The sequence below is a fragment of the Yersinia sp. LJYL362 genome, assembly GCF_048323875.1.
In genome coordinates this window covers 19,464-40,210 of sequence record NZ_JBLWEX010000293.1, presented here as the reverse complement: position 1 = coordinate 40,210, position 20,747 = coordinate 19,464, and the positions used below count along the sequence as shown (strand labels likewise).

Genomic DNA, 20,747 nt, shown 5'->3' with positions numbered 1-20,747 from the left:
GTCGGCGTTGGCGTCTCGGTCGGCGTTGGCGTCACGGTCGGCGTTGGCGTCACGGTCGGCGTTGGCGTCACGGTCGGCGTTGGCGTCTCGGTCGGCGTTGGCGTCTCGGTCGGCGTTGGCGTCACGGTCGGCGTTGGCGTCACGGTCGGCGTTGGCGTCACGGTCGGCGTTGGCGTCTCGGTCGGCGTTGGCGTCTCGGTCGGCGTTGGCGGATCTGTAGGATCTGGTGGGTCAATTGGCGGTACCGTCGGGATAATAATCGGCGGTATCGGCAATGGTGGTAATGGCAATGGTAGCCCAATTCCTCCTCCCAGTAACTTCAGACCCGCCAGGCTTGAAAGCGCGGCTAAACCACCACCTGCACCGCCACCGCCGCCACCACAACAGTCATCAGAGTTAAGATGGATTTCTCCCCCCTGAATAATAACTTTCTTTTTGCCGATAATCTTGATGATATCGGCACTGAGCACCAACTCACCACCCGCACCGATCGCCACGGCACCGCCCGCAACCAGTGTCGCAGCACCACCAGCGGCAACCTGATGAGCGCCACCGACAGAAAGGGCATTGTAGCCACCGACGTTGGTCAGGTTGGCACCGCCCACGTTGGTGGCATTGGCCAAAGCCACATTCAGAGCATGGGTCGCCCCCACAACGACACTACGTGCGGCCCCCACGTGTATGGAGGAAGCCAGCGCGATGGATTGCGCCGAAGCACCGAGCACAGTTGATGTCGAGTTAGCCCCCACGAGAACGCTGCGATTGGATCCCACACTCAGATCGGCATTAGCGCCAATGATTTGCGTTTCATCATTTTTCGTCAGACGCGCCATATCGCGCTCAGCCTGCTCCCAGTATTGCTCCAGGCCTGGTTTATCCTCAAAACGCACACCGTTATAGTTGGTTAGCCCACCACCAATGGTACGGCTGACCATCCCACTTTGTGTGGCATTCGCAGGTAAATCCCACGGTGGGCGAGTCACGTTATTGTAGAGACTACCGCTGACCAGTGGGCGATCCGGGTCGCCATTGATACAGTCCACCAGCACTTCCTGACCAATACGCGGAATGTAAATTCCACCAAAACTGTTCCCAGCCCAAGCCTGACTCACCCGTAACCAACATGAGTCGGACTCAGCGTTTTTGCCGTAACGGTCCCAGACAAAACGCACTTTTACCCGACCATATTCATCGGTCCAAACTTCTTCCCCCGGGGGGCCCACCACGATAGCATTCTGTGGCCCGCTGGTTTTTGGCTTGGGTGTGAGCTGTGGATGACGATAGATCTTAGTGGTCGGCTGAACCATAAAAGTGGTTTCATAGTGAAACTCATCCCCATGTGACAGCTGTGCTACTTCGGACACCGACAAACGGCTGGAGATAACCATGTATTCCCGATTGGCTTTATCAACCGGGAAGCCTTCCAGTTCAAAGTTAGCACCACAGACGATGCCACGGACTTCACCGGAACCGACTGCGCGTGAACCCAATGCACCGCGCTCCTCGATACGTACCCGTGCGAGATGTTCGCCGATGTCCGGTTGATCATAATCCCCAGGCCATTGATAAATTTCAAGATCACTGAAACTGGTTTTACGCGGCTTGCTGTCCATGGTCAAAATGTCAGCACGAGACTTGGTAAAGTCATAGTCGTTATAGACCCAGCGCCCAGTCGTCAGCGTTTCCTGAGTCTGGAATTGGGTAATGTACTCTTCGCCGGCCTTTGGCTCATCCGAGAGATACTCAATGGTGTGGTAGGCTTCACTGAAATAGCGTTTGTGAGCACCGACATGATCGACCAGAATTAATTTTTGTTTATGATCATCATGTTCAAAGAACCAGTAAATACCCCACTCTTCCATCAAACGCTGGAGGAAGTTAAAGTCAGTTTCACCGTATTGCACCTGGAAGTCGAGTATTGGATAAGTGGTCGCCAACCGTTTTTCAAACGGGAAGTTATAATCAGCGAGCACTTCATCAATAATATCTACCACATTTTTGTTCTGAAATATTTTAAAGTCAGAAGTCAAATCAGTCAGATAGAACCAAGGTCTCAGGACAATTTCAAACATGGCCTGATTAGCATCACGGCCAATAAACCTGGCTTTTTCTACCAAGCCAGAAATTTCACGCGTGCCTTTACCGACACCTCTTTCATAATCAAGGCCGTTACCATCCAATTCTATTTCAATGGTCATCTCTTTACCAATTAAGGCTTTGAGATCGACATTGGAGGCCGTCTGCCAAGGAATGGATGGGTTAGCCGGCGTTTTTGCCGTGATGGTATATGAATACAAAGTCGAAAAGGCTTCCTCTCCTTCTAACTTCGACAGTACCAGCGCAGGCTCACCCAATAAATAGGGCATAGCCGGGCTGCTCAACTTTATTGTCCTTGACATACTAATACCTAATATCTGGTTAATATCGCAAAGTGCTAATCACACTTTTAATTGTCTGTTCATAATGACGAGTCGGTTTCATTAATTTTTCATACCTGTACTGCCTCCAAATCCATAGTTTTGTAAGCTTTAACTTCCTGTTAAATCACCAAATTTCATGCATGCTTTCGTTGGGTGCACTCGGGCATTGGAAGCCTCTAAGCAGTTCGCTGATACTCTCATTACCGTAAGTCAAACCGGACACCTCCAGCGCAACGCGATCTTTGCCCATAACATAGGTCAGAAGTTGCATGCCACTGGCATCTTGTGACACTTCATCGGCCTTATCAGCCCATTTCAGTAATGCCCAAGGGCCACGTAGCAGGATGTCTGGCATCGCTGAAGCTTGTTGGCGCTGAGCGGTTAAACTCACTATTGTTCCTTGACGAACTCCCGGCCATTTAAAGAATGACGGCGTCACTGGGCCGTGGGAATAACGCACAACATTCCCGTCAAAATTCATGATTAATTGCGTAATCGAAGGGGCTAAATAACGCACGGATACCGAGAAGTCCAAGGCGACCTTGCGGCCTTCACTGGCATTAAATAGTGCATTTCGGATAACCGCCGCCTGTTCAAAGAATTCCAGACCTTCGCTACTTGCGCTGCCCTTATAGCGCCATGGGCTCATGCTAGTATCAACTTTACTTTCCAGGTTCTTCTTAAAGTAACTATCCACCGTACCGCCAGCACCGAAGAAGCGCTCAAAATCATTTAAGCTGACCACTTTCTCACTGTCAGCAAAGGGATAGCGTCCCTGTAATGTATTACGGCATATTTCACCAACCCCCATATCAATGGCTTTCGACGTGTGGGAAATCACTTTACTTTCAAATTTTTGCGCCGAACCCGTTAACAGCGGTGCAATAATATTGCTAAACGGATCCGGCCAGGTTTGTGACTCTATCGCCATGCGATCACCGCCATTAGAGATCGGGGGAATATCGCCATATTCGAAGGCGCTGTTAAACACTACCAGGCGGGTATATTGGTCATTTAATGCACCTATTACCCGGCTTATTTGGGTACCTTGAAGTACAGAAAGATTATTGTTATCCCCGCCATCACTGGGCTCGCCATTAACAAAAGTCCGTAAGGCATCAAAGCGACTATCAACAAATTCCTGGACCAGTTTGTTCTCGCGGAAGGCGATCTTTTCCTGCACTTTTTTGGCCTGGTTTACTAAATTGCCCTGATTTCTTATATTGATATCGTCAAGCAGCGTTTTCTCTTTTACCTTTTCGACCAACGTCGTTTCTTTTACTGCCTGCTTTGCCAGATTGAGTAAAGGTGAGTTTTCCGACACCAGTGTTCTCAACAGCGCAATATCCAAAGACAACCCTTGTGCATACTCTCCACTGTCAGCATCAACAGAAATCAGGCGCACACTGGAGAGGAAGCGTTTCCAGTAATTGGTATATTCTTTCAAGTACACTGTCAGTACATCTTGCTGTAACGCTAGGGGATCAAAAGCGGAAGAAAGTGGCTGAGCCATCACCCAGCGATCCTCTTGCTGAAGCTGCATCAGCAATGGCGTAAGCTTTTTTTTAACCACCTGATGATAACCATCATGGGTATATAACCCCGGAATCCCTTCATGCAGCAATTCGTCATCCGATAGGGTAAAAACCTGTGTTGCGTTCTCACCCACCATTTTGCGTAATGTCAGATTGGCCGGTGCTTGTGCCTGTAATTGAGATTCAACGCGGCTCCACAATCTGGCGGTGACTGTTTTTTCCGCCAGCATGGCCCGAGCCTGTTTAATCAGTTCGCTATCGGCTGTTTGTCCATATTGTCGCCACGCTTTTTGCGTGAAAAGCATGTTCAAATGCGAGGCAAAAATACCCTTCTCTTCATATGGCTCAATTTTTCCACTTTTCTGCCAAGCTTGGGTCACCTGATCAACCACATAATTCTGATCAAAATGCTCTTCATCAGTCAGCATCAAATAGAGTTTCAGAGCGCTATAAACAGCGTCAGAATCCCCGGTATTGATTGCATTTTTTAATGAAACCTCTGCCTCACGTTCCACCATCGGGAAGAGATATTTTTGCAGGAAGAACTGATACAAACTGTTCGCACCACGAGAAATAGCTCCGCCGGTGTATAAGCCATAACGCCAATCAAGGCTCGGATTTTCCACATCCAGCGTGCCGTACTCAGGTAACTGCTGAGTGGCATTCAATAACGTGGGTAACATCTGCTCATTGGTGGTTTTAACATAACGGCTAACTGAACCCTCTAAATGCTGGAGCTTCGTCCCAACCGCCTGTAAATAGCCGTCGTTATGCTGGAAACTAATGAGGAATGCCCACACCAGCCACACTGCCAGCCCAATACAGGCCATGTGCCCCAGCAAATTCTGGAAACGGTATTTGGATTGCACTTTGAGGTTATAGCTCACCAAATCCCCATCTTGGGTGATGACGTCGCGGAATAACTGTTTAAGGAAATATTGTTTTCCATAACCCGCTTCGCTGATCAATTGACCTTCATCATCACTTCTTTGGGAAAGCGAGGCCGGGGATACAGGCTTCTTATGGCTGATAACATTGCGCCATTTCTGGACCAGGGTGCTGTTATTTAACAGCTCAACTTTTGCAGGTTGGCAACTGCTGACAAAATAGATCCCACGTAATGTGGTATGAAACTTAGTCTCATCAAAGCGTGAGGCGAAGAACACATTCTGTAAGACTTCAGTCACCCGCTGAGATAACAGCCTGAAATCCTGAGGCAACGCGTACATGCCTTTACGGTCAGTCACGGAATATTCTTCCTGCTGACGGACATGCATGTTGTTGCTAATGCGATTTTCAAGTAGCGCTAACTCGCTACTAATCTGCTGCTCAAGCGCCATATCCGCACGCCCTTTCTCCTCGTTATAAGGGAAAGTCACGCCCCAGATCTGCTCGCGATCTTCGGCCGTTAAATTACGGAAATACTCATCAAAACCAGAAAGTTGATCCAGTTTGGTAATAGTCACATATACCGGAAAACGAACACCGAGCGCGCCACGAACATCATCTAAACGTGCCCGCAAGGTGGCCGACAGAGTCAATAATTCGGCTTTGCTTTTACCCAAAATGTCGGTGACCGAAATAGCCACAATTACGCCATTAACCGCTTTGACCGGGCGATATTTTTTTAGCGCCTTTAGGATGCCATTCCATTCAATTTGGTGCTCTTTGCCGTCATCAATGTACTTACCGGCAGTATCTAAAAACAGTGCATCATTAGAGAACAAACATTCGCAATGCTGAGTCGGTGTATTTTCTTTACCGATGCGGTCCAACTGTTCAGGCAGAGGGAAATCCTGTCCTGATGAGAGGATCAGCGAGGTTTTACCGGCACTCTGGGTGCCCAGCACCATGAACCAAGGCAGTTCGCTACGCCAGCGGCTGGAAACAAAAAAACGCTTCCAGGTTGGAATGCCACTGTGAATACGGCGGACATAATTTATGCCATTGCGAATCATCGCATTGATTTCAGACAGGTCAGGTTCGAGTTCAGATTGACCTTTCTTCGGGTTGATAAAGTTATCCAGTAGCGCAGGATTGAGTGCTAAAGCCCGCATAAAACGCCATACACCATAAAGAATGGTGATAAAGGCGATAAAAGCGATAATTGCGCCACGGCGTAACGGATCTTCCAGCGGGTGGCTATCCCCGACTAGTATAAATGGAGTGATGACCCATACTGCGGCGCAAGCGAGCACCGCCAGCATAACGAACCGTGGCACGTTAAACCAGAAACCCAATAACAGGGCCAGGACCAGCAATAAGAAAATAATTCTGGGTTCATAACCTTCAAGAGGTCGTGCCTCGCCAAATCCGAGGAAAGGCCCCAAAAACCATATCGCCGCAGCCAGCAACATAAAGCAGCCAACCAGCAATATTCGTTTCATGGCCCAGCCAGAAAACAATCGATTCAAATAAGACATTCTATATCTCAATAATTAACAAAGATTTCTACACGACGGTTTTGTGAGCGCCCTGCTGCATCGTCATTACTGCCTACTGGTTGCGCATCGCCTTTCCCCTCGAACCGAATTCTGTCTGCCGGGATGCCTGCTTTTTCCATAAAGCGCGCCACATTGGCGGCTCGTTTCTCAGAAAGCACCAGGTTATTCGGGAAGCCGGGTTTGTTAATCGGCATGGAGTCGGTATGCCCAATAATCAGTACCGCCCCCTGTACCCGATGAACTTCCTGCGCAACACGCTCAATAACACTCATTATTTCCGGCCGGACCTTATCCGAACCCACCTGGAACATGGTGTCGCCTTTAAAGATGACTTTGCTCTGGCTACTTGTTTCATCAACACTCACTAATTGCTTTGCTATCTCATCTTTTAACAAAATAGCCAGCCGCAGTTTCGGTACTGCCACTGGTGGTACAATGACCGGGCGTTGCAATGCCACCATTCTTTTCAGTAAGTCGCTTTCCGGTACAGAGAGAAAGTATTTACTGCCAATAAAGGTAGCGGCTATCAGGAAACCACACAGCAACATCGACACACGAACCGGCACAAAGATCCCACGACGTTTTCTGAACTGATGCGTGACCAATCCGTGGGGAGACAGTGCGGTGGGAACTGTATCGCGGGTGCTTTGCAGTAGCGTTAACAAACCCTGACGGATTTTAGTTAGTTGTCGATCACCATCCTCGATAATGCTGTAACGACCTTCAAAACCCAGCCCCAAAATATGCAACAATACTTCTAAGCAATCAGCATATTCATGCGGACTCATTGAGAGGCGGCCGACTAAGAGGAAAAATTTATTCCCGCCGTCGTTATCACCTTCAAAATGGTTCAGCAGGTTGCTCTGCGACCAGCCAGACATTACGCCCCACGACATAGTGTGAGCTGCTTCATCTAACGCGGTACACAGGCAATAACGGACGATCGCCATTTTCTTCCACGAGATATCCGCTTCATCACATACCACGCTAAACAGGGTTATCTCATTCTTCAGGCTCTCTTTTAATATCTGAACCTGTGAGGCATCCGCTATCTTTTGAGGCATTTCGCTTAAGGCGCGTAATAACGGCTGTGCCGCCTCCAATAATGGCGTTGGGGAAGCCACCGCTTTAGCCACTCGCTGTTGCACACTTTCACCGCGAAGTTGGGCGGTATCATAGGGCTGAAAACCCGGCGAGCGCGTAGCATCATGGCTGAACGCCGCCGCGCCAGAGGGTGTGCTCTCGGTGTAGGTACTCGGCTCATCAAGCAAGAAGTGGCCTAATGCCTGCGGATTAGTATCCGCATCTCTGCTTTGATCAAAAGAGGGCATCGGTATCCCTGGGTTCAATTCACTGCTATCACTCATGAATCTCTAATCCCCCAGAGCTCCATTTTCAATGCAGGGAAATCGCCAGCCACGTGTAGTGCAATGGCCCCAGCATTGGAAACTTTGTCCCAGAACGGCCCGCTTTTCATCAATTCGAAATAAACGTATCCCGCACTGTACGGAATTTGCCGCGGTGGAACCGGTAAGCGTTGTAATTCGAGACCTGGTAAATGTGAGCGCACCAATTCATGCAACTGCTGCGGCGCACTGATTTTGGTCTGAACTGAGAATTGATGCTGCAATACGTCCATTGGCAATTGTGCATGAACAGCCAATACCAAATTGGAAAACGAACGTAATTCGTTAGGCAGCACAGAGGCTGACCAGACGCCATTCCCTTTCGGGTCCAGCGGGATCATCTGCCCCGCACGCACCAGAATCTGATTGAGCAATTCATGTACATCGTCCACCAATGGGCGAATCGACGAATAGAGTTTACCGTGGTCATATCCCGGAGCCGGCCGCGGCCGACGCGTTTTGGTGCGAATAAAGGTGGATAACTCACCGGCAAATTTGGCCAGTTCCTGATAAAGCACGATGGGCGGCAATTCTGGGATATTGCGCAGATGATCCAGACTTGGCTCGTATTTATTAAAAATTTGCAGCAGCAAGTAGTCAACAATTTCAGCACTGGCGCTGGCTTTACCATCACTGTTTGACAGACGTTTAGCCAGCATATCGGCTCGCATTTTGACCAGCCCATTAAGATGGGTCAGCCACTCTGACAACAGTGAACTCGCCGCGTATCCTGTCACCGGAGGAATGTAATCTTCCAGATGCAGCAATACGCTACCATCAGGCTGAATCGCCCTGACTTTGGCCAGTGGCAACCCAATCCATGATTCAGTCATTTCGCTTTCAGAAACCAATTTAAGCCGCAGCCGCGACAACTGCACCGGCTTCGGCCCCTGACGAATAGCATTGGTATCGTTCAGATCAGCTTCATAGGCATAAAAACGCGCCAATGAACTCATGTCATATTCGTCAAAAATAGTTTCATCACTGTTATCCAGGCGCAACGGAACCGCCAGATAGATTAGCTTGCCCAAATGATCCGACGTGATGGTGAGTGGCTCAGGCAGTTCCGCATGACCGGGAATATCGAAGGGTGTACCGTCCGGTAATACCCCTTTGCCAGATCGCAGTACCAATTTGCCATAGGAGAGCGCTTCGCGATCAATTTCATATTGCGCGAATCCCCAAAAGAATGGGGTAATCGTAGCGGCTCGTTTATGGGCGTAATACTCAAGATAACGCTCTTGCTGTTGAAAAAGCTGCGGGCGAAGAAAAAGACCCTCACTCCAAACGACTTTGTTAGTTCTCACGACTTAATCCATTTCTTTGATTGATATTGACAGACGCTCGACGCTCACCTTCACGCCGGGATCATTTTGTTGCTTCCCTGACCATAATTTTTTATACCAGGGGCGCACCGGTTTCTTGGGTAACGGGCTAATAACCGCTTTCCACTCCGCCTGTTCAATTTCACGGTAAGCAGCAACAACGCCGATTGCAGTGATTTCACTGTTTAGCGTCAGCTCTATTTTTTTTGTCTCATTAGGTAGCATGATTCCGTCATACACTTTCTCCATCTGTTCTTTTAGTGATGGCGTGATCTCTTGGGTAATAGTGAAGAAATCACTCGACTTAAATTCATCCATACTCTTAAGCGTGTAAACGGTGATCCTTAACGGATTAGCCACCCCTTTATCATTTGGATTGATATCTTTTGCCGTAGTAAGCTCGACGGACAATTTATCAACCACTTCAGGTTGAGGCTTAGAACTACATGCCATGACCAATAGCACAACCAATGTCACAAAAAAGCACTGTGTCATCCGATTAAACCAGCGGATATCTTTTTTCATACTCAGCCTAATTAAATAAAAACCTTAAGTTTTATCCACAATAACATAGTCAATGTCAGGTTCATCACTTTGCCTATTACCTGTGCCACTATCGGGCCTTGTTACATCTATTGTGGATAAAACCTATATTTGGTTAAAACTCATATTACGAATAAGCCTTGTCACCAAGAAAACTTGCCACCCTAAAGTGGCAAGTTTAATGTCTTATCTAAGACAGCATTACTTAGCTTTGCTGGTTAGCTTTAACATCGTAGTTGGCAGAAATAACGCCAGACTTATGGCCTTCAGCATTCTGCATAACGTAGTCTTGAGTCATCTTGGTGAATGAGAAACGAATTTCTTCACGTGGACGAGTTTCATCTTCAAGAGAACCACCCATATCAACACGAGTGATGATTGCATCGGTAAATTTAATAGTCAGATATTCCAGTGGATCGCCACCCGCTTTACGCAGAACGAATTGGATATTCTTAATATGCTTACCTAACAAACAATAGCTCAATAAGTTCGGGCTTGCTTTATCGGTATAATGCGTGAAACAGAAGTCGGAAACAGATGCTTTACCTGAACCACCGCCTGAACCACTGTGCATATTTGAGTGCTGAGAAACGTCCCATTTCCAGGCCAATACCTGAATTTCGTTTTTGTGATTAGCATCCAAAGACTCACCTTCGATACCATCAATTTTAATAAACATATCTTGCGCCATAATAATCCTCTCTAGCACTTCTATTAATTTCACTCAATGAAAAACACTGAGTGTAGGAAGGCCAACGTAATGAATTTACGAAAACACATCCATTTCCTATGAAAATAAGCATTACAAATAGTTTATTCTTGACTATTACAATACTTTACCTATGCACTACTTTTTTAACGTCACCCAATGCTCAGCATTGAATGACGTAAGCCCTCGCGCGATGTATTGCACGAAAACACATACTTTTATGCTGAATAAATACCAATTAAATGTATTTAAATTCTGTTGCTTACAACAGGGCTTACGGAAATATCATTCCCAGGCTCCAGTTGTAATATTAATTACGCAACATCTTTCAGCGAAGGCAATTTAGCAACCATGCGCAGTGATACAGTCAAACCTTCCAATTGGAAGTGAGGGCGCAGGAAGAATTTAGCCTGGTAATATCCTGGGTTACCTTCAACATCTTCAACGATAACTTCAGCTGCAGCCAATGGGCGACGAGCTTTGGTCTCGATAGAAGAGTTTGCCGGGTCACCATCTACATAGTTCATGACCCAGTCATTCAGCCAGCGTTGCATCTCATCACGCTCTTTGAAGGAACCAATCTTGTCACGCACGATACATTTCAGGTAATGGGCGAAACGTGAACAAGCGAACAGATATGGCAAACGCGCAGACAAGTTGGCGTTAGCGGTCGCATCTGCATCGTAATATTCAGCTGGTTTTTGCAGTGACTGCGCGCCAATAAATGCTGCGTAATCAGTATTCTTTCTGTGAACCAGTGGAATAAAGCCATTTTTGGCCAATTCCGCTTCACGGCGGTCAGAAATAGCAATTTCTGTTGGGCATTTCATATCAATGCCGCCATCATCGGTCGGGAAGGTATGACATGGCAGACCTTCAACCACACCACCACTTTCCACACCACGAATCAGAGTACACCAGCCATATTCTTTGAATGAACGGTTGATGTTAACAGCCATGGCATAGGCCGCATTGGACCACACATATTTGCTGTGATCTGCACCATCTGTAGTCTCTTCAAAATGGAAGGCATCTACCGGATTAGTGCTAATACCGTATGGCAGGCGTGACAGGAAACGCGGCATTGCCAGACCAATATAACGAGAGTCTTCCGACTGACGCAGTGAGTTCCAGGCTGCATACTCAAGGTTCTGCGTGAAGATCTTGGTCAAATCACGTGGATTTGACAGTTCTTGCCAGGACTCCATCTGCAATACTGACGGTGCAGCCCCCGTAATAAACGGTACGTGTGCAGAAGCGGCAACTTTACCGATTGAAGCCAACAGGTCAACATCAGGCGCAGTATGGTCAAAGTAGTAGTCCGCCACCAGGCAACCATAAGGTTCGCCACCCAATTGGCCATACTCTTCTTCGTATACTTTTTTGAATAATGGACTTTGATCCCACGCCACACCTTTATAACGCTTCATGTTACGGCGTAATTCATCTTTAGAGATATCGAGGAAACGCAATCTCAATTTCTCATCAGTCTCAGTGTTATTCACTAAATAGTGCAGGCCACGCCAGGCACTTTCCAGAGACTGGAACTCTTGGTGATGCAAGATCAAATTGATCTGCTCTGACAATTTACTGTCGATCTCAGCGATAATAGAGGCAATGCTCTTATAAGCATCGTCCGATACAGTTACCGAATTAGCCAGCGCCTGCTCAGCTAACGTCTTAACAGCACCTTCTACTGCCGCTTTAGTCTGCTCAGACTTCGCCTTGAATTCTTTGGTCAATAACGAATTAAAATCGCTATATTCGGTAGCGGTCGCTGCTGCAGCCGGTTTATTTTTTACTTCTAAAGTGGACATGGTTTTTCTCTTCCTAATCAATCTTACTGTGGAGCATCAGCAGCGGATTGCTTTGTTTTTGGTGCGGATGCCAGTGTTGCCAGTAATGATTTATCTTTCAGAAGTTTCATTACTAATTCCTCTGCACCTGCCTTGCCATCCATATAGGTTTGCAAGTTTGCCAATTGAGTACGGGCATCTAACAATTGAGACAGAGAATCGACTTTCTTAGCAATTTCATCGGGAGAAAAGTCATTCAGGCTCTCAAAAGTAATATCTACCATTAACTGCCCTTCACCCGTCAGCGTATTTTTCACAGCAAATGCAACACGTGGTTTCATTGCTTTCATACGCTCATCGAAATTATCGATGTCGATATCCAGCAGCTTTCTATCTGCTACTGAAGGTAAAGGTTCAAGCGGCTTGCCGGATAAATCAGCCAACACACCCATGACGAATGGCAATTCAACTTTCTTCTCACTACCATATATTTCCACATCGTATTCAATCTGCACGCGTGGCGCTCGGTTGCGAGCGATAAATTTTTGGGAATTACTTTTACTAACCATATATGCCTTTTATTCAAAACGTATTGTAAATATCATCAGGAAATAAGCTTCCTGAACCGCTATTGGAGAGATCATATGTAAAAAATAATACTAAAACGTGCTCCCCCTATTTATAAACCAACTCAATACCGGCAGTTGCTCTAACCTGCCCAGGGGTTACCGTATTCGTACCTTTTGCATAATAACCCGCTAAAAAATAGTGGGTGACATCTGCACCAGAACTGGAAATAACATATTCCTGTACACTATTTTCATCGCCAACCACCATTTGTTGCCCTGCAGCTTTACTTAATCTGATTTGCGCGTTTTTGCTGAAATCATCAGCCACTTCATTCTGTAAATTTCCGGTTGTTGCGTCCGGCATGGTAGCGCCAGCAGCTATAAAGCGTAATGACACTGTTCTATTTACCGGACATTTATTCAGCGCAATTTGAAATTGCTTTTTACCCGCTTCTGCTCTATCAGTTTTTAATTCGGTGGTCGACAAAGTCGGTAATAAAACTGACTCTGAAGAAGAACCGCCATCAATACTGACTTCACAGGTATCTTCCAGATACTCACCGGTAAATGAAACCTGAACTTTACAATCTGCCGCTCCAGCACATGCACTGGCTGCTTGAGCGGGCTGGCGCGCGATAAAAGCCGCAGCCAGCAATAGCAGAAACGATAAAAGTTTCAGTACAACATTACTTTTTAACCACGAAGACATACCACCTCCAACTGTGTTATATGCGTACTTTCTGCCTTCGCTGTAGCATTTGCTTCCGTGCCTGAGTGAATACGGCATTTATCTTTACCACCATTTCTGATGACCTGCAGGGGTTGTGAACCCGTTCCCCAACCGCGAATAAATGCCATACCACCTTGCCCGACAATCCCCTGACTCACACCATCCGCATCCAATAGATCCGTACCAATTGGGAGAAACTCTTTATTTTCATCCCTGACGATAAGCACTAATGGTGCGCCAGTAATGGTCTTCATCGTGACCGGGATCATTGCTCCTGTTCTCGGTACCACTACTTTTTGACTCTCCAGCACATCTACCGAATCAGGTAATCCTTTGTAATCAATCGCTACTGTGTTTTCACGGTATGCAGTCATCGACGGCATAATGGCATAGCCACGACTATCAATTGTCGCTCCGTTGCCGTTAAACAACTTAGCTCCCGCAGCGCCTTCAGCATGCACGATGGCAAATGGTGCATCACCAAGCCGTGGGCCGATAGTTACTCCTCCCTGGTGAGCCACTACACTACCGTTAGCAGAGGCAGACAACTGGCGAGAAGAGCTGTTATTCGCTGATGCCGTCATCCCGTACTGGCCTACTCCGGTCTTGTAACTCATGTTACCGGTCACCGTCTTACTCGCGGCAGTGTCATTACCACTGCTGTACGACGTCCCGACACCATAACCCAGCTCACTCTGCTCACCCTGACTACCACTGGCATTCATCTGCACTAGCGTATTTCCTGCATCATCATGGCTGGCCATTGAATACAATGAGTTAAACAATGGTCGCTTCACGATACTGCCACCCAGCGGGATGCTAATAGACGCCATATAACTGTTTTGGTAATCGTTATTACTGCTGTCGTCATCACTACTGGTGTAACTGCTATTACTGGTTCGCATTGCCGTCAGCGCATAAGAGAAATAACGCAGCGAATGATTAAAGGTCACGGCATACTGCTGCGACGCATCCTGCCCTCCCCAGTAGCTATAAAAACTGCTATTCAGGTTCAGCGACATATTGTCAGCGACCCGCTGAGAAACACTCACCGATAAACGGTTACGGGTACGAGAATCATAAGCGCTGTTAGCGTTTATGCTGCCGTAGTGATCCTGACTCGCTTCTCTAAAAGTATAAAATCCGCTGGATGAGTATCTATATGCCGCCAACGTCAGGTTGGTATCGGTCTCACCAACATATTTAGTATAGTCAACTTTGTAACTATTACCTGATGAACGGTTGTCATCACTCAATTCACTTCTTGCGTGGGTGACATCAAATGAAATCCCACCAATTTGGGTATTGAATGCGTTACCGATCCCCACCGAACTATAATTCTCTGCCAGCTGCGCTCCGCTATACAGCGTATAAGTGTTGCCAAGCCCGTAGTAATACGCACCTTGTACAATCGTCGGATTCGCATTTACCGTATTATCATTCAATCGACCAGCAGCGATATCAAACTGGGATACCCCTTGGTAAAGCAACATCGGCGGCGCTGAAAACGGAATTCGTTGACTACGGGTACGGCCATCAGATTCGGTCACCGTCATTTCTAAATCACCACCGTATGACATGGTGCCGATATCAGTCAGTTCGAACGCCCCCGGTGTAACGACGGTTTCATATATCGTCTGCCCACGCTGAGTCACCGTGACTCTGGCGTTGGTTTCCGCCACTCCCCGTATCACCGGTGAGTAATTTCGAACCCCTTCCGCTAACATTCGGTTATCGGATGCCAGTTGAACCCCCCGTAAACCAAATCCTTCAAATAAACTGCCGCGGGTATCACTATCCCCCAGAGTTAACTGACTCTTCAGCGAGGTGACATCCGTGGCCGCAAAACCATATAAATTCTGGGTTTGCGTACCACCATCATTGGTCCAACGGGTATTAAAACGTTTTCTTAACCGCCACTCACCAAGATTGAGACCGGTAATCAAGCCAATGTTGGCGTTATACGAATTCGACCTTGACCCGTCATCTCTATTACCGTTAAAAACGCCATACACGTTGCTGTTATAATCCAGGAAACCGACTGGGGCACCTGCATCCCACAAACTGGGGCTAATATAGCCACGCGGATGTTTCACTAAATTAAACTGTGGAACCGTGATTGAAAGCTCAAAGTCCCCCGAGTTATAACGCGTACTGCTGTCTTTAATTAAATCTCTTAAGTTGTAGCACTGATCTTTAGCCGCTTCTTTTACATCATTCGCTATCTTGGTCGAACCATTCAGTTCAATTCTCAGACCCAGTGCATCAAGCTGATCCAATTTAAAACAGGGTTCAGCGGTGGATTCGCCGGCAACGGATTCAAAGCGAATACTGTGCTTTCCGTTCATTTTGCCATTAACGATAACCATCACATCATAAACTCCCGGGGATACCGGGTTTTCATTCATAAACCGTGCAACATCAATCCCCGAACCGCGAATAAAATCAGAGTTAAACTCGACAGCGGTAATTTCAGTCTCATTATTTTCATTCACTAATGGTGCCGCTATCACACTCTTATGTAACAACAAAGTCGTACTTATAATTGTTAACGTAAAGCCCAATAAATTTTTGTAAGGTAAATTCACTAATCTATCGATTTTATTTTGTAAGTAGCGCGTTATACATGAATGATTCATGAGCAAAAGCTCCCTTTAATACCCTACGGCTTACCTGCTTTTTCACAGCAAGAGCTTCCGGTTTCCTATCCGACACGCTTGTCCTTGCCCACGCAGCGTTTTATTATTTTTTAACAACCACTCCTTTACCTTGTGCAAAAGATATATTTCCATCAATCGCTGCACCGTAATCATTTAATAACTTGTAGCTCATTGCTGAAATACCTGAAACTTTGCTGGTCGGATAAAATACCGAAGTGGAAAGTGGTGCCAGCATATCTGTCTTCAGTTCAACTTTTTTCCCGCCAGCAGTTACACTGCCAGAGTCAAAGGAAAAATAATAAGGCGACGGGTTTGTGACTTTCACGCCCTGACCTTTTTGACTATCGTTAACCAATTCCCATTGCAGCTTTTCAGCTTGTTCTGCACTGCTGCTATCCAACACGGTTGGCCGATAGAAAATTTTAATTCGGGTGCGAAACGCTAATTCCAATTTATTTTTATCAGCACTATCTTTCTGCACTGCTGGTATTTCTAGCATGTTAAACCAGAATACCGATTCTTTATCTTGCGGTAATGCCATACCATTATAAATCATACGGACACTTTGCCCTTTACCGCTCTCAACACGAAATACCGGCGGCGTCACAATAAAGGGAACAGTGACATTATTTATTTTGGCATTAGTACTGCCATCATCAACCCAGACCTGTACTAACGCTGGCTCCGTGCCTTTATTATTCGTGCGTACGTTGACTTCTTTCTGAGCCGCTGGGAATATCACACGTGTACCACTGATGGTCATAGCAGCATACGTCGGGATGTTGCCAGCAATCAGCGACAACACTACAATAATCGTTTTATAAAACATCACGTTACCAAATAATATTGAGTTAAATCTGTACGTCTGGTGATATAACAACTCGTTACTAATGCATGCTGTTGTAACCTTAGCAACAAGTTGTTATCACTACTTTGGTATGACGACCCAATTACAGTTGGGTCGAAAACCTATCACTCAACGAGTAATTAATTATAAGACAGTACGTATTGAACTTTAGCAGTCACGATACCAGGAGTGGTTGCTGCAGTTGCATAGTAACCACCGGCGTATGTCAGAGTCGTAGTACCTTTAGGATCAGCACCAGTGCCTGGAGTCACATCAAATGCTGCACCAGTATCACCTACACGGATTTGTGTGGTAGGTGTATCCAGGTTATACAGACGTACTTCAGCGCCAGTTGCTCCGCCAACAGCGCTATTGGTCAGGTTACCCGTAGTTGGGTTAACACCAGCGCTGTTGATTGCGTTGAAGTGAGCAGAAACTTTAGTCACGGCTACTGGGCAATCCACTACAGAAATTTTGAAGTCTGTAGAACCTTCTGCAGCACCAGCTGCTGGCAGGGCACTAGTAGAAAGCGTTGGCAGAGTTACCATCACATTTTCAGTACCCGTTTCAATCTGGCAAGTATCATCTTGCAGCAAACCGTTGAAGGTAACAGTACCATTTGAGGCAGCAAAAGCAGTTGTTGAAGAAACAGCCAAAGCCAGTGCACATACAGCCAGATTTACTTTACGCATAACTTTCATCCTTTAGTTTACTTTCCAATTAAATTATTTAAATAAAACACATATAGTTAACATCTGTAAAAACAGACACTCCCTATTCTTTTTTGCCTTTCATTTTGACAAGAAACAGCAAATTCCTTTTGAGATAAATATCTAACCAACACCCTTAAACTTGATGTGTTTAATTACTTATCTTTTCATTCAATACAGAAACCGTAAATTTATTTTCAACCTTATCAACGAATACAATCTGATTTGGCATTGCATCGTGGTCACGTAAAATAAACTTCCCAATTTCTGGTGTAATATTCTGTTCAATATAACGAATAAGCATACGGGCGCCGGTTTCTGCTACTGAGCAGCGGCTAACTACATCGTCAACGACCACATCACTATATTGCAACGTCAGCTGATGCTGAGACTGCAAACGCTGGCCGATACGATCTAAATGTAATCGAACAATATGCTGCAACGCGCTCTGCTGGAGCGGCAAATAAGGGATCACAGTGACGCGACCCAAAAATGCGGCGGGGAATACTTTCAGCAATTCAGGTTGCAACGCACTTAATATTCCATCTTGATCCGGTGCAGTATCCGGATCAGCTAACAAGTTACTCAATAGTTCACTACCCACATTGCTGGTCAACAGCAAAATAGTGTTTTTAAAATCAATAAACCGCCCTTCGCCATCTTCCATTTGGCCTTTATCAAATACCTGGAAGAACAGTTCATGTACATCTGAATGTGCTTTTTCTATTTCGTCTAACAGCACGACACTATAAGGTTTACGACGAACGGCCTCGGTTAATACTCCACCTTCGCCATAACCCACATAACCTGGAGGTGAACCTTTTAATGAGGAAACAGTGTGTGATTCCTGATACTCACTCATATTAATAGTGATAAGGTTTTGCTCACCGCCATACATACTTTCCGCAATGGCCAATGCGGTTTCTGTTTTACCCACACCAGACGGCCCCACCAACATAAACACACCCAGTGGTTTTCTTGGGTCAGCCATACCGGCACGTGCAGTCATGATATTTTCGCTTAACTGGACTAGCGCATGTGGCTGACCAATCACTCGCTCCTCAAGACGCTGCGGCAGTTCCATCACGGCGCGAATATCGTCTTTGAGCATCTGCCCGACTTGAATCCCTGTCCAGTCCGCCACTATATTGGCAATCACTGTTGCGTTGACTTCAGCTTGCACCAGCGGCTGCGCACTACGGGCTTGCAAAAGTTGCTCTTCCAGACCAGCTAGTTGCTGCTGATGCTGCTGGCGCTGTTCTTCATCAGGCGTTGGTTGTGACACCAGCTCATACAGCGCGGTTCGCGTCGCCGTAATCGCGGCGACCAATTCACGCTCAGCCTGCCAACGTTGCTCAAGCTTACTTGCCGCTTCTGAATGCTGAGCTATCGTGGTTTGCAACAACGCGGCACGCTCATCCTGCCCTTTACCGAAATGCCGTGCTTTTTCCAGCGATGACAACTCGGTTTGCGCTGTTTCGCTCTGGAAAGTCAATTGCTGCAATTCTGCTGGTTGTGAGAATTGCGCGACAGCAACACGTGCACAGGCGGTGTCAAGCAGGCTAATCGCTTTATCCGGCAACTGGCGCGCAGGAATATAACGATGGGATAATCGCACCGCAGCCTGCAAGGCTTCATCCATAATCCACACGCCATGATGTTTCTCTAACGCTGGCGTCAATCCACGCAACATCGAAATGGCGGTCTCTTCATCAGGTTCATCGACCTGAAGTACCTGGAAACGGCGAGTTAGTGCCGGATCCTTTTCGATGTGACGTTTGAACTCACTCCAGGTTGTTGCACCAATGGTGCGTAACTGACCGCGTGCCAGTGCCGGTTTGAGTAAATTAGCTGCATCACCGGTGCCTGCATTCCCCCCTGCGCCGACCAGAGTGTGAACTTCATCGATAAACAGGATGACTGGCGTTGGTGAAGCCATTGCTTCGTCTAAAACATTTTTCAGACGTGCCTCAAACTCGCCTTTCATACTGGCACCCGCCGAAAGTGCCACAACATCTAAGGTTAACAGGCTCACCTGACTCAGTGCCGGCGGCATTTCACCCGCTACAATCGCCAGCGCCAGACCTTCAACTACCGCTGTTTTACCCACACCTGCTTCACCGGTGAGCAACGGGTTGTTTTGCCGGCGACGCAGTAAAATATCCACCATCGTGCTGATTTCATGATTGCGCCCCAGCACTGGGTCTATCTTCCCTTCACGAGCTAATGCAGTCAGATCAGTGGTGTACTGCGCCAATGTCGCGGTACTTTTGCCGTTAATCGCATTGCTGGCTTCGCCCGGTAATGCGCCGTCATACATTGGGCTGCCATCAGTGGCTGCTTCATGAGTTTCCGGCGATGCCTGTGTAATAAAGTTAAAATCACTGCTCAAGTGCTCTAGCGGAATTTTTTCCATTTCAGGAGCAATAGCAAACAGTGCCCGGCGCAATTCCATATTGGTTAGCATTGCCAGTAACAAATGCCCACTACGAATACGTGTATCTAAACACTCCAGGCTGGCGTACACCCATGCTCGTTCGATTGCGAGTTCGATATGATATGAAAAATCTGAGATGCTGGTTGCACCAACTGGCAAACGCGCCAGAGCCTGAGCCAAACCACGTTCAAAAGCCTCTATATCTACTGCAAAATAGCGAACAATATGTTTAAGGTCGTTATCTTCCTGATGCCAAAGTTGGTTCACCCAATGGATCAACTCTACATAAGGGTTGCCACGTAATTTACAAATCGTTGTCGCACTTTCAATACCTTTGAAAAGAGTGGCATCCAGTTTGCCGAAAAGGTTTTTCCTTGTAATAGCCACGTTGTTTATCCTGGTCTTTTAAACTTTAACATCTTCACATCTGCATGTATTAATCTCTACATCTCTACATGTCATGTGCATATCAGCTTATATGTTTATGTGTATTTACGGAGCATCGCGAGGTCATTATTATTTCGTCACGAACTTTTCTGGGGCTAAGAGTAAAGGGGTAAAATAAAAAACGAAAGTATATTTATCCGATATTAATCATTTTAAGATTTTTGCTCGA

13 protein-coding genes are annotated in these 20,747 nt (G+C 46.6%); all 13 read right to left on the bottom strand.

What is annotated here, in order from left to right:
* On the bottom strand, positions 1-2,399 hold a 2,399-nt coding region (locus tag ACNSO8_RS20690), incomplete at its 3' end, for a type VI secretion system Vgr family protein (RefSeq protein WP_418395762.1).
* 145 nt (positions 2,400-2,544) lie between these two features.
* Entirely contained in the window at positions 2,545-6,378 is a 3,834-nt protein-coding gene (tssM, locus tag ACNSO8_RS20685) for a type VI secretion system membrane subunit TssM (protein WP_418395761.1), read from the bottom strand.
* An 8-nt stretch (positions 6,379-6,386) separates the two neighbouring features.
* Positions 6,387-7,766 (bottom strand): type VI secretion system protein TssL, long form, encoded by a 1,380-nt coding sequence (gene tssL, locus ACNSO8_RS20680; RefSeq protein WP_418395760.1) that lies wholly within the window; start codon positions 7,764-7,766, stop codon positions 6,387-6,389.
* Positions 7,763-9,112 (bottom strand): type VI secretion system baseplate subunit TssK, encoded by a 1,350-nt coding sequence (tssK, locus tag ACNSO8_RS20675; protein ID WP_418395759.1) that lies wholly within the window; start codon positions 9,110-9,112, stop codon positions 7,763-7,765. The genes tssL and tssK overlap by 4 nt, the downstream gene beginning before the upstream one ends.
* Before the next feature lie 3 nt (positions 9,113-9,115).
* Positions 9,116-9,655: a type VI secretion system lipoprotein TssJ gene (gene tssJ / locus ACNSO8_RS20670; RefSeq protein ID WP_418395758.1), complete on the bottom strand. Its 540-nt coding sequence runs from the start codon at positions 9,653-9,655 to the stop codon at positions 9,116-9,118.
* A 223-nt stretch (positions 9,656-9,878) separates the two neighbouring features.
* Positions 9,879-10,364, bottom strand: a complete 486-nt coding sequence (locus ACNSO8_RS20665) for an Hcp family type VI secretion system effector (protein ID WP_418395757.1) — start codon at positions 10,362-10,364, stop codon at positions 9,879-9,881.
* Between the two features lie 332 nt (positions 10,365-10,696).
* On the bottom strand, positions 10,697-12,199 hold the full coding sequence (gene tssC / locus ACNSO8_RS20660) for a type VI secretion system contractile sheath large subunit (protein ID WP_418395756.1): 1,503 nt from the start codon (positions 12,197-12,199) through the stop codon (positions 10,697-10,699).
* Positions 12,200-12,222: 23 nt separating this feature from the next.
* On the bottom strand, positions 12,223-12,747 hold the full coding sequence (gene tssB, locus ACNSO8_RS20655) for a type VI secretion system contractile sheath small subunit (RefSeq protein ID WP_005157572.1): 525 nt from the start codon (positions 12,745-12,747) through the stop codon (positions 12,223-12,225).
* Positions 12,748-12,853: 106 nt separating this feature from the next.
* Positions 12,854-13,456 (bottom strand): fimbrial protein, encoded by a 603-nt coding sequence (locus ACNSO8_RS20650; protein WP_418395755.1) that lies wholly within the window; start codon positions 13,454-13,456, stop codon positions 12,854-12,856.
* Positions 13,441-16,116: a fimbria/pilus outer membrane usher protein gene (locus ACNSO8_RS20645; RefSeq protein WP_418395754.1), complete on the bottom strand. Its 2,676-nt coding sequence runs from the start codon at positions 16,114-16,116 to the stop codon at positions 13,441-13,443. Before ACNSO8_RS20645 ends, ACNSO8_RS20650 begins: the two co-directional genes overlap by 16 nt.
* 103 nt (positions 16,117-16,219) lie before the next feature.
* Positions 16,220-16,966 carry a fimbria/pilus periplasmic chaperone gene (locus tag ACNSO8_RS20640; RefSeq protein ID WP_418395753.1) on the bottom strand — a complete coding sequence of 249 codons (747 nt, stop codon included), beginning with the start codon at positions 16,964-16,966 and terminating at the stop codon, positions 16,220-16,222.
* Between the two features lie 158 nt (positions 16,967-17,124).
* Positions 17,125-17,676: a fimbrial protein gene (locus tag ACNSO8_RS20635; protein ID WP_418395752.1), complete on the bottom strand. Its 552-nt coding sequence runs from the start codon at positions 17,674-17,676 to the stop codon at positions 17,125-17,127.
* A 169-nt stretch (positions 17,677-17,845) separates the two neighbouring features.
* Positions 17,846-20,518: a type VI secretion system ATPase TssH gene (gene tssH / locus ACNSO8_RS20630; RefSeq protein ID WP_418395751.1), complete on the bottom strand. Its 2,673-nt coding sequence runs from the start codon at positions 20,516-20,518 to the stop codon at positions 17,846-17,848.
* Positions 20,519-20,747 lie beyond the last annotated feature (229 nt).